Raw genomic sequence first — 16,128 nt, forward strand, 5'->3', positions numbered from 1 at the left:
TCAATCCTCGCACTGTTCAGCCGCCGTACTCCTGAGCGCAAGAAATTCGGGAAATCATCCCCAGCGTCCCGAATTACTTGCGCTCAGCGCGTCTCAGTGCAGGAAATTCGGGAAAACGGCCGCATCATCCCGAATTTCCCGCGTTGAGTGGTTCGCAGTGCGGGAAATTCGGGACGACGCGCGCGTTTTCCCGAAAAACTTGCGCTGGGAGAGCGTCAAGGAGAGAGCACCGAGCGCGCTGAGAGACCCCCGAAAAACTCAAACGTAACCCATCGCATCCGTTATCGGTTTTTCATATAGCCGCCCGGCCGCGTCGCCGCACGGGGTTCCGCTAAGCTGGGCGCATGAGTACACCGCGCATCAGTTACGCCCATCTGCTGGCCAAGCCGAACCCCAAGCATCTCCAGAGTCTGCTCGACTTCTTCGAGCACGGCCGCTCCAAACGAGGCACGGGCGGCTTCGGCGTCGAGATCGAGCATCTGCCGGTGCACAACAGCGACGATACCGCGGTGAGCTACTACGAGCCGAACGGCATCGAAACGCTCCTCAAACGCATCGCCCCGTACTACGACGAAACCAAGGAATACTGGGAGAATGGCCATCTCGTCGGTCTCGCACGCGAAGGCATCACGATCTCGCTCGAACCGGGCGGCCAGGTCGAATGCTCGCTCGGCATCCTCAAAAAACCCGAGGATCTCGACACGCTGTATCGCGCGTTCCGCCGCGACGTCGACCCGGTGCTCGACGATCTCGACTTCCGCCTCGTCAACTACGGCTACCAGCCGAAGTCCAGCTACGCCGACGTTAAGGTCAATCCGAAGGACCGGTACGATGCGATGACCGCGTACCTCGGCCGCGTCGGCCAGTTCGGCCCGTGCATGATGCGCTGCTCGTCGTCCACCCAGGTGAGCATCGACTACGTCGACGAACAGGATTCGATCGAAAAGCTGCGGCTCGGCACGATCGTCGGGCCGATCCTCGCCTGGTACTTCCGCAACACGCCGTATTTCGAAGGTGAGCCGAACCCGTGGCCGCTGCTGCGCCAGCGCATGTGGGACTATCTCGACTTCCAGCGCACCAACGTGATCCCGGGCCTGTTCGACCCGCGCTTCGGCTGGGAGGACTATGCGATCGACGTGCTATCCACGCCGCTCATGTTCGCCGACCTCACTCACACGCCCGAGGCCGAGGGACTGAGCGGCAAGGAGCTGCACCATCCGGCGTTCTACGAGAACGCGGGCGACGTGTACCCCGACCGCGCGCTCAACCCGTACGAGATCAACCACATCATCTCCACGCACTTCAACGACGTGCGGCTCAAGAACTTCATCGAGCTGCGCCACTGGGATTCGCTGCCGATCGCGCGCGCCGAACGACTCACCGAGATCATCGCGTCGCTGTTCTACGATCCGTCGAACCGTGAGCGGCTGGTCAGTTATTTCGACGGTATCCGCGAGGAGGACGTGTTCGAGGCGAAGGCGAACCTGCAGGCGCATGGGCGGAATTCCGCGCCGTACGGGCAGCCGCTCGAATTCTGGAAGGAGTTCCTCGGACTGGAGGGGCTGCTCGCCGACGAGCCGGGCGATCCGAAGCATCCCGACGTGTTCCAGGCGTAGCGGGCGCTGTCTGCCAGTCGGGCGGCTCCCGTAACGGATTTCTTCTCTGATAACGGACATGCAGCCGATTCACTGTGCCGAATCGGCTGCATGTCCGTTTTTGTTGTTGCTGACTGTAGTGATGTGCGGGTGATGGTCGGTATCGACTGATGCTGGTTCTTCCCCAACGTACATACAGTCGATTTCCTGTGTCGGATCGGCTGTATGTACGTTGGGGGAGTGCGGGGATGCGCGGGAAAGGTGGTGCGTCGTCTGATGGGATTTCCTTCAACGGACATACAGCCGATTTCCGGTATCGGATCGGCTGTATGTCCGTTGAAGATAAATGTTGAAGATGAATGTGTTTGTGATCTGGTTACTACTTTCGATTCTGTGTTCTCTGACGTACATACGGCCGATTACGAAACTGTTTTCGGCTGTATGTCCGTTTTTGTTGATGGCGGTTGACTTGTCTCTTATCTCTCGGCTGGTCTACGTAACGGACATACGGCCGATTTTTGGTATCGGATCTGCTGTATGTCCGTCAGGGGGAAGTGGGTGCGCGGGAAGGGTAGCGCTGCTTGACGGGGCTTCCCTCTAACGGACATACAGCCGTTTTTCTGTGTCGGATCGGCTGTATGTCCGTTGGGGGAGTGTGGGGTGCACGGGAAAGGTGGTGCGTCGTCTGGTGGGACTTCCTTCAACGGACATACAGCCGATTGCGGTGTGGTTTTCGGCTGTATGTCCGTTGGGGGAGATGAACGCGGAAGGCCGGCTGACTGTTGTCAGTTTCTTCTTGACGTACATGCAGCCGATTTTTCGCACTGAATCGGCTGTATGTACGTTTTTGATGGTGACCGTCGATTGCCGGGATGCATGTGTGATGTATGCTTCGTGATGGGAATCGTTTACCGTGCTGAAGGAACGTTGCTTCCGGTAATGCGGTGGCGATATATCCGGCAATAGCTGACGTTACTGTGATTTGCATTACAGGACAGGTGCGTGTATATTGGCAATCAACGGAAAGCGCTTACCAAAACGGTCGTCGGTCAATGATCGAGGATCGACATGCGGCGAGCGTGGCCCGACGCGACGTACCGCATTACGAGACTGCAAAGCCGCAATCAGCGAAAGGAATCAATCATGGCAGATCAGACCATCGGCGTCATCCTGAACGGCGCGACCGGACGCATGGGATACCGGCAGCACCTGTGCCGCTCCATCCTGCCGATCATCGAGCAGGGAGGCGTGGAACTCGCGGACGGCTCGCGCGTCCAGCTCGACCCGATCCTGGTCGGACGCCACGAGTCCAAGCTCAAGGAGGCCTCCGAAAAGCACGGCGGACTCAAGTACACCACCGACCTCGACTCGGTGCTCGCCGACCCGGCCTACCCGCTGTACGCCGACTTCCTCGTCACCTCCGCCCGCCCGGACGCGATCAAGAAGGCCATCGCCGCAGGCAAGGACATCTACACCGAGAAGCCGCTCGCCGAGACCTACGAGGACGCCCGCGAACTCGTCGAACTGGCCGAGAAGGCCGGCGTCAAGACCGGCGTTGTGCACGACAAGCTGTTCCTGCCGGGCCTGCTGAAGCTGCGCCGCCTCATCAAGTCCGGCTTCTTCGGACGGATCCTCTCGGTGCACGGCGAGTTCGGCTACTGGGTGTTCGAAGGCGACTGGCGCGAGTCGCAGCGCCCGAGCTGGAACTACAAGAAGGAACTCGGCGGCGGCATCATCTCCGACATGTTCCCGCACTGGAACTACGTGATCGAAGGCCTGTTCGGCCACATCAAGTCCGTCTACGCCGAAGCCAAGACCGAAATCCCCGAGCGCTGGGACGAGCACGGCAACAGGTACGACGCCACTGCCGAGGACGCCGCCTACGCGATCTTTGAGCTCGACAACGGCATCACCGTGCAGATGAACTCCTCGTGGAACACGCGCGTCTACCGCAACGAACTGCTCGAATTCCAAATCGACGGCACGCGCGGCTCCGCGGTCGTCGGTCTGTTCGGCGCGGAGATCCAGGTGCGCGACGTCACCCCGAAGGCGTTCTGGAACCCGGACGTGCCGGATCCGCACGACTATATGGCCGGCTGGCAGGAGATCAACACCGACGAGACGTTCGAGAACGGCTTCAAGGCCCAGTGGGAGGAATTCATCCGCTCGCTCGCCGAAGGCACCGACTACCCGTACGACTTCGCGTCCGGCGCGCGCGGCGTGCGGCTGGCCGAACTCGGCTACGAGTCCGCCGCCAAGGGCGCGAAGGTGCTGGTTCCGGAAGGCCGGTACTGATTCGTTGATCGGCGCGGTCGGCGACGCGAGACGAAAAGCCGACTTCGCACTGTGCGCGCGATCACGATGTCCGCGCGCACAGTGCGAAGCTCCGGTTCGTCGGACTGCCGTATGGGATTGCTGAATGGAAGGGAATGATATGACTGCATTCACATTGATCGACAAGAACGGTGCGACGCGCACGGTCGAGGCGAACCCAGCGCCCGCGTTCGCCAAGCCGACGCACCCGCTTACCTCGCGCGTCGCGTACGCGGCGGCGCATGTCGTGCCGCTCGCCTGGGCCGACAACACGCCGGGACGCCCGGCCGAGGTCGACTGGGATGCGACGATCGGCTTCCGCCGCATGGTTTGGTCATGGGGGCTTGGCGTCGCCGACTGCATGGACACCGCGCAGCGCAACCTTGGCATGGACTGGGCCGCCACGGCCGAACTCATGCGTCGATCCGGCGCGGCTGCCCGCGAATACGCCGCCAAGGAGGGCTGGGGCAGGAGCGTCGCCGACCTCGTGTCGGTCGGCGTCAACACTGACCAGCTTGAGCAGGGCGGCGACTACACGCTCGCCCAGATCGTCGACGCGTATCTTGAGCAGCTGAACGTCTGCGAGGAGGCCGGCGACGGCCCGGTCATCATGTGCTCGCGTCACCTGTGCCGCACCGCGCAGTCGCCGGCCGACTACGTCAAGGTCTACGACGAGGTGATCGGCGCGGCCAAGCAGCCGGTCATCCTGCACTGGCTCGGCGAGGTGTTCGACGCGCAGCTGCACGGCTACTTCGGCTCGCCCGACTGGCGCGAGGCATCCAAGACCGTGCTCGAGATCATCGAGCACAACCCCGGCAAGGTGCGCGGCGTGAAGATGTCGCTGCTCGACGCCGACTCCGAACGCTACATGCGCGCCATGCTGCCCGAGGGCACGATGATGCTCACCGGCGACGATTTCCACTACGTCGACCTCATCAAGGACGCGGAACAAGCCGATCCGCGCACCGGCGGCCGTGCCGTCATGCACTCCAACGCGTTGTTGGGAGCGTTTTCCGTGCTCGCGCCGCACGCCTCCGCCGCCATTCAGGCATTGGACCGCGGCGACGAGGCCGAATACCTGCGCATCCTCGAACCCACGCAGGCGCTCGCCCAGCAGGTGTTCGTTCACCCGACCGAGTTCTACAAGACCTCCGTCGCGTTCATGAGCTGGCTCAACGGCCATCAGCCCGCCTTCCAGATGGTCGGGGGTCTGCAGTCGGCGCGCAGCTTGCCGAACCTCTCGCGCGTGGTCGAGCTCGCCAACGACTGCGGCGCCTTCGAGCGCCCCGAGCTCGCCGCCGAACGCTGGAACGCGTTGCTCGCCATCAACGGCATCGCGCGGTAACGGCCATCTCTACTACTTCGTCATTCAGTATTTGTCATTCACTAATCGTTACGAGAGAAGCGATATCATGACCAATCCGATCCTGTCCATGAACCAGGCGACGATCAAACACGCCGACCTGCGCCAAACCATCGACACGCTCACCAAGGCCGGCTATCAGAGCGTCGGCCTGTGGCGCGAACCGGTCGAGGCCGTGGGCCTCAAGGAAGCCGTGAAGATGGTCGCCGACTCCGGTCTGCGCGTGTCCACCATGTGCCGTGGCGGCTTCTTCACCATGTCCGAAGGCCCGGCCCGCCGCGCCTCCATCGACGACAACCGCAGGCTCATCGAGGAGACCGCCGCGTTCGGCTGCAAGGCACTCGTGCTCGTCGTCGGCGGCCTGCCGGAAGGCTCCAAAGACCTCGCCGGCGCCCGCGGCCGTATCGAGGACGCGCTGTTCGAGCTTGAGAAGGATACGCTCGAGGCCGGCGTGACGCTCGCCATCGAACCGTTGCACCCGATGTACTGCACCGACCGCGCGTGCGTCTCGACGCTCGGCCAGGCGCTCGACATCGCCGCGTCGTTCGATCCGAAGGCCGTCGGCGTGACCGTCGACACGTTCCATATCTTCTGGGATCCGCAGGTGCTCGACTCGATCGCGCGCGCGGGCCGCGAAGGCCGTATCGCCACGTATCAGGTGTGCGACTACCGCACGCCGTTCGAAAAGGACGTGCTGCTGAGCCGCCACTATATGGGCGAGGGCATGATCGACTTCAAGCCGCTCACCGAGGCCGTGGCTGCGACCGGCTGGCGTGGCGACATCGAATGCGAGATCTTCAACCAGGGCGTGTGGGATACGCCGTTCGATGAGGTCGCGGCGCGCGTGTCCGATGCGTTCGACAAGGAAGTGGCGCCGTACTGGCCGGTGCGCTGAGTCGTGCGTGACGTGGTGCGATATCTGACGTGTGGCTTTCCTCATTGCGGGGAGCCACAGTACGTCTGCATACTGCCGGTCGCCCGTCGTGTCCATATAGCAAGAGAAACCGCAGATCGCGATGACGGCGGCGTATCCTCGCTGTGGTTGCAGACATGACCGTGAGGGAGGCCGCAATGATCGCGGGATATTCGGTAGTGACGTTGTTGCTGATTCTGCTGGCCGGCGTCGGCGCAGGATTCGTCGGTTATGCGGTCGGCGCGTCGTCGCTCGTTTCGTATCCGGCGCTGCTCGCGTTGGGTATTCCGCCGGTGCTGGCGAACGCGAGCAACACGGTCGGCGTGGTCGGCACCGGCATCGGCGGCTTCATGGGTGCCCGTAAGGAGCTCAAGGGGCAGATGCTGCGTTCCGCCACGTATATCGCGATCGGTGCGGTGGGTGGCGTGCTTGGTGCGATCCTGCTGCTCGCCCTTGATCCGAAGGTGTTCGAATACCTTGCACCGGCATTGATCCTGTTCAGCTCGCTGGTGATCGCGTTCAATCCGCGTGGACGCATGCAGGCCAAACAAGCCGCCGCCATGGCGCGGGCGCAGTTGGACGGCAAGCCGTTGCGCGACGAGGACCAGCCCGTGCAGCCGATGCGCGCCGACCGTTGGTGGGTGTGGCTCGGCGTGGCCGCCGTCGCCATCTACAGCGGATACTTCGGCGCGGGCGCTGGCACCGTGGCGCTGGCGGTGCTCGACGCCGCGAACATCGGCCCGTTTCATAAGATCAACGCGTTGAAGACGCTGATCGGCACCGGTGCGAACGTCACCGCATCCGTCGTGTTCATCGTGCGTGGCGTGGTCGACTGGCCGGCCGCGATCATGCTGTGCATCGGCTGCTTCGTCGGCGGCTACGTTGCACCGCCGATCACGCGGCACATTCCGGCGAACGTCATGCGCGCCGCCGCCGTGATCGCCGGTGTCGTCCTGACGATCGACCTCGCGATCAAGACGTACTAGGACTGTCGATCGGTGGTCCTGATCAGCGCCACTGATCAGGACCACCGATACTGGTCAGTGTTGATACGACTGCCGATCCCGTCCGCCCGTCGTCTTCCTCCCAATCGCCGCCCACGTAACGGACATCCAGCCGATTCGCCTATCCGAATCGGCTGGATGTCCGTTGGAGAAGGAGAGGAGTGAAGAGCCGGATTCCCGGGTATGCGGACGACGTTCAGCTCTCGGCGACGGCCTGGATGGCGACCGCGCCGACGAAGTTGATCGGCTGGCTGAAGTTCGGCTGGAAGAACAGATCCGCGCCGGCCAGCTGATCGATCGTGAACCCGGCCTGGATCGCGACGGAGACGACGTTCGCGGCCTGCGAGATGTCGTGCTTCGACAGGAACTGCGCGCCGAGGATACGCCGCGTGACCGGGCTCCACACGATCGTCGCGGTCACCGGCGTGGTCGTGAGCATAAAGTCCGGGCGGTAATCCTGCGTGATCGTCGTCGATTTGGCCGCGATGCCGCGCTTCTCGGCGCCTCCCAGCGTGAGTCCGGTCGCGCTCATCGCCAGATCGTACAGTTGCACCGCGCTCGTCGCCTGCGTGCCCGGATACCGTTTCGTGGCAGACACGATGTTCTCGCCGATGAGCAGACCCTGCCGCACCGCGTTCGTGGCGAGCGGGATGTAGTCGTCCGCACCGGTCGGATTGTAGCGGACCGTTGCGCTGTCGCCGGCCGCGAACACGTCCTCGAGCACCGTGTTATCCGGCAGCGACGCATGCATGTAGTCGTCGATCACGATCGCGCCGTTCTTCAGCATGCGCAACTGATCACGGAACAGCGCGGTGTTCGGGCGGAACCCGGCACCGAGAATCGCTACATCGGCCGTGTACTCGCCCTGCTCAGTCACGACGGTCACGCCGGAACCGTCCACGCCGTCCGAACCGGCCGCCGGACGGAACGCGACGACTTTCTGCCCGAGTGCGAGCGTCACGCCGTGTGCTTCGAACGCGCGCTCCACCTCATCCGAGATGCTTCGGTCGAAGTTGTTCGCCAACACGCGTGGCAGGGCGTCGACCAGCGTGGTCTTGACGCCGATCTCGCTGAACTGCTCGGCCAGTTCTGCGCCGATGTAGCCCGCGCCGATCACCACGGCCGACTTCGCGCTCTTCGCTCGTTCCTTGATCGCCAACGCATGGTTCCAGTTCTTGCACAGCATCACCGTGCCGGCCTCCATCGCCGCGTCCAGACCGTCAATCGGCGGGATGACCGGCGCCGAACCGGTGGTGACCACCAGCTTGTCGAACGCGTACTCGCTCACCTCTCCGGTCTCGAGATTCTTCGCGTGCAGCGTCTTGCCGGTCACGTCCACATCGAGCACGTCGTGACGCATGTGCATCGTCGCGCCCGTCTCGGCCAGCGCCTCGGGCGACGAGTAGAACATCTTTTTCGGATCGGACACGTGGTCGCCGACCCACAGGGCGATGCCGCAGGAGAGGAACGACAGCGAATCGTTGCGTTCGAACACGTGCACGGTCCAGTCGGGATGCTGCTTGAGGATCGACGTGGCGGCGAACGTGCCGGCGTGCGTGCAGCCGACGATGGCGACGGTGGTCATGGATGATGCTCCTTTGCTTCAGGCGACGTTGTCAGTCACCATTGTGCCATCGACGCGGGCGACGACGGCATCGGCGCGCCCGTATGCGCTGTGTTTTCGATCATGCTTGACGGACATACAGCCGAAAAGCGGTGGTGGATCGTCTGTATGTCCGTTGGATGATGAATGGCGTGTTTTTTGTTGTGCTGCTTTCTTCAGCGGACATACAGTCGATTCGGGTGGGCAAATCGGCTGTATGTCCGCTGAAGAAAGGATTGCTTCTTTGCTGCGCTTCTTGTTCTCAACGGACATCCAGCCGATTTGGGAGGGGATATCGGCTGTATGTCCGCTGAAGGGGAGAACGGGACCGACGTCGCATTTGGAGCGGTCCATAAGAAATCCATATAGCCACGCCGCGTCCGGCGCGCGAACGGTCGGGTAGTGTCGGACACAGCCGGACGGGCGACCGTGCGGCGTGCAGTGATCCGATACGAAACCAACGCAAGGGGGTGCGCTTATGACCAGGTTCAATACCCAGCTGGTCCACGGACTGCCGGTCAACGACAACAACACCGGAGCCGTGAACCCGCCCATCTACAACTCGTCCACATATGCCTACGAATCGGTCGACAAGATGCCCCGCTGGGATTACGCGCGCAGCGGCAACCCGACCCGTGACTTCCTCGAGCGGCAGATCGCGCAGCTCGAACACGGCACGCGCGGCTTCGCGTTCGCGTCCGGACTCGCCGCGATCCACGCGGTGCTGAGCATCTTCAAGCCGGGCGACCGCATCGTCGTCGGCAAGAACATCTATGGCGGCACCTATTCACTGTTCAACGAATACTTTGCCGAACGCGGCATCGCGTTCGAACCGGTGGACACCGCCGACTACGACGCGCTTGACGCGGCGATCGCCGGCCGCAGCCGTACCTCCATCGACGGCGAACCACTCGGCGCGACCACCCCGGCCAAGGCCGTGTACTTCGAGGTTCTCACCAACCCGCTCTTGCAGGTCAACAACGTCAACCGCATCGCCGCCGTCGCCCACCGGCACGGCGCGATCGCCATCGTCGACAACACGTTCGTCACCCCGTACCTGCAGCGTCCGCTCGACCTCGGCGCCGACGTCGTCATCCATTCGGCCACCAAGTACCTCGCCGGCCACTCCGAAGTGACGGCCGGACTGGTCGTCGTGCTCGACGACGAGATCGGCCGCAAGATCTACTTCGCGCAGAACCGGTTCGGCGGCGTGCTCGCCCCCGCCGAATGCAACGACGTGCGCCGCGGCATCCAGACGCTCGCCCTACGCATGGACCGTCAGCAGGCCAACGCGCAGGCCATCGCCGAATACCTGCTCGTGCACCCGCTCATCAAGACCGTGAACTATCCGGGTGTCGCCGGCGACCGCAACCGCATCCTCGCCGAAAACGGCCTCAAGGGCTTCGGCGGCGTGCTCTCGTTCGAGGTCGTGCCGGGCATCGACCCGGGCATCGTGCTCGACAACCTGAAGATCTTCCGCCTCGCCGTGAGCCTCGGCGCGGTCGAAAGCCTCGCCGAACTGCCGTGCCGCATGACCCACTTCGAACTGCCGAAGGAGGAGCGGCTCAAGGTCGGCATCACCGACGAGCTGATCCGTCTCGCCGTCGGCATCGAGGATGCGGCCGACCTGATCGAGGACCTCGGTCAGGCGCTCGACACCGCGTACGAGGCGTACCTGCAGGATCACGCCGGCGCGGACGTCTTCGGTCAGCTGTCGGCCGGACTGTTTGCCTGAGCATGCGGGCACGGTCCGTCGCGCGATCACTTCGATCACATCCTACGGGGTCGTCGCGGCGGCCGTCTGCGGCCACGGAAACCATACATAGACAAGGGTTGGGGAATGACTGATAGGGGAGTGACCGGCGACGAACGGGACGACGCCGGCGGCGTGACATTGCGGATACCCGCACTGGCACGGTACTGTGCGGCGCGCGTCGGCAGTTCCATCGTCGAACTGTTCGTGCTGTCGCTGATCGTGTTTCTGGCGATCCGGTTGATTCCCGGCGATCCGGCGGCGGGGTTCTTCAGCGCCAACCAGTCGCCGACCGCGGAGCAGATCGCGCAGATCCATGCGAAACTCGGCTTGGACAAGCCATGGTACGTGCAGTACTGGGTGTGGCTGGCCGGCGTGCTCCACGGTGATTTCGGCGAGTCGATCACCACGCCGTTCCCGGTGGGGGCGCAGATCGCGCAACGGTTCCCGTACAGTCTGGAACTGGCCCTGATGGCGACGCTGTTCGCGCTGATCATCGGCATTCCGTTCGGCCTGATCAGCGGGGCGAAAAAGGGCCGCGTCGCCGACGTGATCATTCGCGGCCTGTCGTTCGTCCTGATCTCGCTGCCGCCGTTCCTCGTCGCCATTGCACTGCTGCTGTGGAACTCGCGCACCGCGAAGTACCGTCTCATCGGCGTCATTTCGTTCGCCGAGAATCCGTTGGGTAATCTGCAGCTCATGGCACTTCCCGCGCTGATCCTTGGTCTGGGATTCGGGGCGTACGTGTCCCGGTACACCCGGTCGTCGTTGGTGGACGATCTCGAACGACCGTATGTGCGCACGCTGCGGGCGATCGGTACGAGCGACCGGCAGATCGCCGTCATCTCGATGCGTAACGCGCTGATTCCGGTCACCACCGTCGTCGCCGTCGAACTCGCGTCGCTGATCGGCGGCACCGTCATCATCGAGCAGGTGTTCTCCATCCCCGGCATGGGATCGTTCCTCATCGAATCCATCAAACGCAGCGACTATCCGTCGGTGCAGGGCGCGATCTTCGTCATCGGCGCGGTCTACGTCGTGCTCAATCTGCTGGTGGATCTCCTGTATCCGCTGATTGACCCGCGAGTGAAGGTGGTGAACGCATGAGCGTGGCTTCCGAGGACTTCATTCTGGATACGATTCCCCAACGCATCGAACCGTCGTCGAAACGCGGCACGCGTCGTATGAACGTGTCGTTGATCGCCGGATTCGCCATTATCGGCCTCCTGCTGGTCGCCGGCATCGTCGCGGGATTCCACCCGCCGTACGATCCGTATGCGACCGGCGACGATCCGTTCGCGGCACCCAGCGCCGCGCATTGGCTGGGTACGGACAATCTTGGGCGCGACTTCGCGAGCCGACTGATCCTGTCGTTGCGCACCGATGTGTTGCTGTCCTTGTCGACGTGTCTGCTGGCCGCGTTGTTCGGTGCGGTGATCGGCCTGACGGCCGGATATTTCGGCGGGATCTGGGACGCCGTCTCCATGCGTGTGGTGGATGGCGTGCTCGCCATTCCGGGCATCCTGATCGCGTTGCTGATCCGCGTCATTCTGGGTGCCGGATCGTGGCAGCTGGTGCTGGCCATGGCCGTCATCTATACGCCGATGATGGCACGCGTCATGCGCGCCCCGGCGCTGCAGCTGCGCACCCGGGAATATGTGGCCGCGGCGCGCATCGCCGGCATCCCCTCGTGGCGCACGGTCTCCACCCACATCCTGTTCAATTCGCTCAGCCCCATGCTGGTGCAGGCGGCGTCCATCGCGTCGAACGCGGTGGCGATGGAGGCGGCGCTGTCCTATCTGGGGCAGGGCATCCAGCCCCCGCAGCCGTCGGCCGGCCGTATGGTGTTCGAATACCAGATGTACATGCAGACCGATCCGCTGCTGGTCATCGCGCCCACCGTGCTGATCGTGCTGCTGTCCTTCGGATGGAACCTGATCGCGGACGGCTTCCAGACCTACTTCTCCCTGAGCGAAAGCGACCGGCTATGAGCGACAACCATGACGACGGCGTACTGCTCGACGTGCGCAACCTGAACGTGTCCTACGGCGGCAACCCCGCGGTGATCGGCATGAACCTGACCGTGCGCGCCGGGCAGATCACCGGTCTGATCGGTGAATCCGGCAGCGGCAAATCGACCATCGGCATGGCCGCGATGGGATTGCTGCCCGGATACGCCCGCGTCGAGGCCGACCGGTTCACGGTCGCCGGGCGCGACGTGCTCGGCCTGTCCGACGCCGAATGGCGTCCGCTGCGCGGAGCCGTGGTGTCGATGGTGTTCCAGGAACCGCTGTCGGCGTTGAACCCGACGATGACCATTGGCCGGCAGATCGCGTTGGCGTTGCGCAACCATCACACCGTGCCGGCGGACGCCGTGCGGGATGAGACGATCGCGCTGCTGCGCAAGGTGCGGCTTCCCGACCCCGAACGCCGTATCGGGCAGTATCCGCACCAGCTGTCCGGAGGCCAGCTGCAGCGCGTGGTCATCGCCATGGCGTTGGCGGGGCGTCCCGAACTGCTCATCGCCGACGAGCCCACCACGGCACTGGACGTCACCGTACAGGCCAGAATTCTCGAGCTGTTCCGCGCCATCGCGGACGACACCGGCATCGGCATCCTGTTCATCAGCCATGATCTCGGCGTCATCAGCCGCATCGCAGACCGGGTGACGGTTATGCTCAACGGAGTCGCCGTGCAGTCCGGTCCCACGAATGACGTGCTGCACGGCCGCCAGCATCCGTATACCAAGGCGCTGCTCGCCGCATTGCCCGGATCGGTGCCGCCTCGGCAGCCGCTGCGCGTCCTGCCCGATTTTCTGACACGGGGAGAGAACCAATCATGACGAATGACGAACGCAGGGCGACAGAAACGACGGAGACGACGAGAACGTCTCCAATACTGTCGGTGGACCACGTTTCCAAGCGGTTCCGCATCGCCGCCGAACGATATCTGACAGCCGTCAACGACGTGTCGCTGACCGTGAGTACAGGCGAGACGTTGGGCATCGTCGGCGAATCGGGATGCGGCAAATCCACGCTGGCGAAGATGATCGTCGGCCTCGAACGTCCGGATGTGGGAGAGATCCTCGTCAACGGGCGGCCGGTGCGCGGCTCGGCGGGGCGGCATCGCGGTGAAGGCGGCGTGCAGATCGTATTCCAGGATCCGCAAGGCTCGCTGGACCCGCACTTTCGCGTCGGGGCGTCCGTCGGCGAGCCACTGCTGGCGGCCGGACTCGGCCGCGCCGAAATCCAGACACGAGTCGCCGAGGCGTTGCGCATGGTGGAACTGGACGCCGATGCGGCGCGCCACTACCCGCACCAGTTCTCCGGCGGCCAACGCCAGCGCATCGCCATCGCGCGCGCCTTGGCGGCGCGTCCCGAACTGATCGTGCTGGACGAACCCACATCGGCGCTGGACGTATCGGTGCAGGCCGGCGTGCTGAACATCCTGCTGGATCTGCAGAACCGGACGGGCACCTCCTACCTGTTCATCTCCCACGACCTGTCCGTCGTCGCGCACATGTCGCACCGCGTCGCCGTCATCGACCGCGGATCCATTGTGGAGACCGCGCCGGCGGAACGCATCTTCAGCGACCCGCAGCACCCGTACACCAAGGCGCTGGTGGACGCCATCCCGCGCATCTGAAGCAATCCAACACCGTATCCGACGCGACATGCGTCCGTCGCATCCGAACCACGTGACCCACGAAAGGACAACCATGACCACTGCGAAGACGATTCCGAACCAGGCCCTGACCGACGACGAACGAACCTTGGTCGACACGGCGCAACGCTGGTTCGTCGACCACCGCGACGAGTATCTCGACACGCTGTGCGCGGCGGTGCGCATCCCGTCGGTCACCGACCCGGACCATCCCGTGGAGCACGGGCCGTACGGGCGGGCCGTGCGCGACGTGTTCGACTTCGCGCTCGGCAAGGCCAGGGACGCGGGCTTCGCCACGGACGACTACGACGGGCATGCGGTCGGCTACTGGTACGGCGAGCGCGGCGACAAGGACATCGCGCTGGTGTCGCATCTGGACGTCGTCAAGCCGGGGGACGGGTGGACGTTCGAACCGTTCGAGCCGGTCGTGCGCGACGGCTACGTGATCGGCCGCGGCGCCTCCGACAACAAGGGCGCCGCGATCGTGGACCTGTTCCTGCTGCGGTTCTTCAAGGAGCTCGGCCATGAGTTCAAGCATCCCGTGCGCGTGATCTACGGCGGCGACGAGGAGGAGGAGATGACGGATCTGCAGTATGTGGTCGCGCACTATGGCGCCCCGTACCAGGCCGTCATCACCGACAGCCCGTATCCGGTGAACACCATCCAGAAGGCGCGCCTGTACGCCGATCTGACGCTGCCGGCCGGGCCGGTGCTCGGCAGTCTTGAGTCGGGCTATTCCCGGTTCCAGATCCCGGGCACTGCAAGCGTCGATCTGGTGGGGATTCCGTATGACCGCGCCGCGGCCGCGCTGGCGCAGCTCGCCGCGACGGACGCGGAACTGGCCGGGCGCCTGCATCTGGGCGTCGCCAACGATGGCACGCCGACATTGACCGCCGAAGGCGTCACCGGCCATCCCGCGTTCCCGGAGGGGACCGTCAATCCTATTCTGCTCATCGCGACCGCGTTGGATCGCACCGGACTGCTGGCGGGTGCGGATGCCGCGGCCGCGCACGCCATCGCCACGTGGCTGGACGGCTACTACGGCGAAGGCATCGGCCTGTACCGCAGGGACGAGGAAAGCGGCACGAGCTTCTTCAACGCGGGTGCCGCGCATCCGGCGCCGGGCGGCGTGAAACTGGAGCTGTCAATTCGCCTCGCTATCACGCAGATGCGCGACGAGGTCGAATCGACGCTCGCCGAACGGGCCGCCGAGGTCGGCGGCCATGTCGAGACCGTGTTCTTCGGCGACGCCTATTACGTGCCGAAAACCGATCCGCGCGTCCAACTGCTGCTGGGCGTGTTCGACGAGATCATGGGCACGCACGCGGATACCGTTGCGCTCGCCAGCGGCACCCATGCGCGGGTGATCCCCAACGCGGTGAACTTCGGCCCGGGATTCAGCGAGCATGAGCGGACCGTGCGGCCGATCGTCGGCCGGCCCGACTTCATCGAGGAGGGCAAGGGCGGTTCTCACGGCGCCGACGAGTGGGTGTCGCTCGACAACCTGACCAGCACGTTCGTCATGTACGCGCTCGCGCTGACGCGGCTGGACGCGTACCTCGACTGATCGCCGTTCGGCAATGGCGGGGGTGGAATCATCCCCGCCATTTTTCGTATGCGTGCATGTGGCGGGATCTTCATGCGTTGGAAAAACGACGAGCTACAACCACACCGTGCTGCCGCACTGAATTCAGCGCGATAAGCAAACGTGCGGCATCCTGCTCGCTGAGCGTGCCGGTGTACCCCTGCAGATCGGCACGCTTGAATCTGACCAGTTGCGCGCATCGTGCGGTGGTTTCGTGGGAGAGTCCTGCCTATTCCCAATCCATCTATCCTATTGCTCGCCGTGATGGTTGCTTATCGTCTTCTGGTCGAGGGGGGCATGGAGCAACGACATAATACAAAAGAAGAAGCGTTGGTC

General features: G+C 63.9%; 12 protein-coding genes and 1 pseudogene. 11 read left to right on the forward strand and 2 right to left on the reverse strand.

Annotated features, from left to right (window positions below):
* Positions 1–344 precede the first annotated feature (344 nt).
* From DSM100688_RS06300 to DSM100688_RS06320, 5 genes are all read left to right on the forward strand, one after another.
* Positions 345–1,616 (forward strand): glutamate-cysteine ligase family protein, encoded by a 1,272-nt coding sequence (locus tag DSM100688_RS06300; protein ID WP_152358300.1) that lies wholly within the window; start codon positions 345–347, stop codon positions 1,614–1,616.
* A 1,122-nt stretch (positions 1,617–2,738) separates the two neighbouring features.
* Entirely contained in the window at positions 2,739–3,890 is a 1,152-nt protein-coding gene (locus DSM100688_RS06305) for a Gfo/Idh/MocA family protein (RefSeq protein WP_152358301.1), read from the forward strand.
* 139 nt (positions 3,891–4,029) lie between these two features.
* Positions 4,030–5,253, forward strand: coding sequence for a DUF993 family protein (locus DSM100688_RS06310; protein ID WP_152358302.1), 1,224 nt, complete (start codon positions 4,030–4,032; stop codon positions 5,251–5,253).
* Positions 5,254–5,320: 67 nt separating this feature from the next.
* The gene (locus DSM100688_RS06315; protein WP_152358303.1) at positions 5,321–6,166 is read left to right on the forward strand and encodes a sugar phosphate isomerase/epimerase family protein; all 846 of its coding nucleotides are present in this window, start codon (positions 5,321–5,323) and stop codon (positions 6,164–6,166) included.
* Between the two features lie 176 nt (positions 6,167–6,342).
* On the forward strand, positions 6,343–7,170 hold the full coding sequence (locus tag DSM100688_RS06320) for a sulfite exporter TauE/SafE family protein (RefSeq protein WP_152358423.1): 828 nt from the start codon (positions 6,343–6,345) through the stop codon (positions 7,168–7,170).
* A gap of 214 nt (positions 7,171–7,384) precedes the next feature.
* Here DSM100688_RS06320 and DSM100688_RS06325 read toward each other — a convergent pair whose 3' ends face one another.
* A complete protein-coding gene (locus tag DSM100688_RS06325; RefSeq protein ID WP_152358304.1) occupies positions 7,385–8,773 on the reverse strand; it encodes an FAD-dependent oxidoreductase in 1,389 nt (462 codons plus the stop codon).
* Positions 8,774–8,791: 18 nt separating this feature from the next.
* Positions 8,792–9,145 (reverse strand): hypothetical protein, encoded by a 354-nt coding sequence (locus tag DSM100688_RS06330; RefSeq protein WP_152358305.1) that lies wholly within the window; start codon positions 9,143–9,145, stop codon positions 8,792–8,794.
* 124 nt (positions 9,146–9,269) lie between these two features.
* Between DSM100688_RS06330 and DSM100688_RS06335 the strand changes: the two genes are divergently transcribed.
* The 6 genes and pseudogenes from DSM100688_RS06335 (at position 9,270) to DSM100688_RS06360 (ending at position 15,774) form a co-directional block, all read left to right on the forward strand.
* Positions 9,270–10,526: a trans-sulfuration enzyme family protein gene (locus tag DSM100688_RS06335; RefSeq protein WP_152358306.1), complete on the forward strand. Its 1,257-nt coding sequence runs from the start codon at positions 9,270–9,272 to the stop codon at positions 10,524–10,526.
* 105 nt (positions 10,527–10,631) lie between these two features.
* Entirely contained in the window at positions 10,632–11,651 is a 1,020-nt protein-coding gene (locus DSM100688_RS06340; RefSeq protein WP_152358307.1) for an ABC transporter permease, read from the forward strand.
* Positions 11,648–12,535, forward strand: a complete 888-nt coding sequence (locus DSM100688_RS06345; protein WP_152358308.1) for an ABC transporter permease — start codon at positions 11,648–11,650, stop codon at positions 12,533–12,535. Before DSM100688_RS06340 ends, DSM100688_RS06345 begins: the two co-directional genes overlap by 4 nt.
* Positions 12,536–12,615: 80 nt before the next feature.
* Positions 12,616–13,095 (forward strand): annotated as a pseudogene (locus DSM100688_RS12365) (ATP-binding cassette domain-containing protein); the annotation flags it as partial.
* Positions 13,096–13,448: 353 nt separating this feature from the next.
* Entirely contained in the window at positions 13,449–14,189 is a 741-nt protein-coding gene (locus DSM100688_RS06355) for an ABC transporter ATP-binding protein (protein WP_163146802.1), read from the forward strand.
* 73 nt (positions 14,190–14,262) lie between these two features.
* Complete coding sequence (locus DSM100688_RS06360; protein WP_163146801.1) at positions 14,263–15,774, forward strand: Sapep family Mn(2+)-dependent dipeptidase; 1,512 nt, start codon at positions 14,263–14,265, stop codon at positions 15,772–15,774.
* Positions 15,775–16,128 lie beyond the last annotated feature (354 nt).

It is taken from the genome of Bifidobacterium ramosum (assembly GCF_009299505.1).
Lineage (GTDB): Bacteria > Actinomycetota > Actinomycetes > Actinomycetales > Bifidobacteriaceae > Bifidobacterium > Bifidobacterium ramosum.

Coding starts and splice junctions, on each gene's coding strand:
- DSM100688_RS06300 (WP_152358300.1), top strand. CDS start 345: ATGAGTACACCGCGCATCAGTTACGCCCATCTGCTGGCCAAGCCGAAC.
- DSM100688_RS06335 (WP_152358306.1), top strand. CDS start 9,270: ATGACCAGGTTCAATACCCAGCTGGTCCACGGACTGCCGGTCAACGAC.
- DSM100688_RS06305 (WP_152358301.1), top strand. CDS start 2,739: ATGGCAGATCAGACCATCGGCGTCATCCTGAACGGCGCGACCGGACGC.
- DSM100688_RS06310 (WP_152358302.1), top strand. CDS start 4,030: ATGACTGCATTCACATTGATCGACAAGAACGGTGCGACGCGCACGGTC.
- DSM100688_RS06345 (WP_152358308.1), top strand. CDS start 11,648: ATGAGCGTGGCTTCCGAGGACTTCATTCTGGATACGATTCCCCAACGC.
- DSM100688_RS06340 (WP_152358307.1), top strand. CDS start 10,632: ATGACTGATAGGGGAGTGACCGGCGACGAACGGGACGACGCCGGCGGC.
- DSM100688_RS06325 (WP_152358304.1), bottom strand. CDS start 8,773: ATGACCACCGTCGCCATCGTCGGCTGCACGCACGCCGGCACGTTCGCC.
- DSM100688_RS06320 (WP_152358423.1), top strand. CDS start 6,343: ATGATCGCGGGATATTCGGTAGTGACGTTGTTGCTGATTCTGCTGGCC.
- DSM100688_RS06360 (WP_163146801.1), top strand. CDS start 14,263: ATGACCACTGCGAAGACGATTCCGAACCAGGCCCTGACCGACGACGAA.
- DSM100688_RS06330 (WP_152358305.1), bottom strand. CDS start 9,145: ATGGACCGCTCCAAATGCGACGTCGGTCCCGTTCTCCCCTTCAGCGGA.
- DSM100688_RS06315 (WP_152358303.1), top strand. CDS start 5,321: ATGACCAATCCGATCCTGTCCATGAACCAGGCGACGATCAAACACGCC.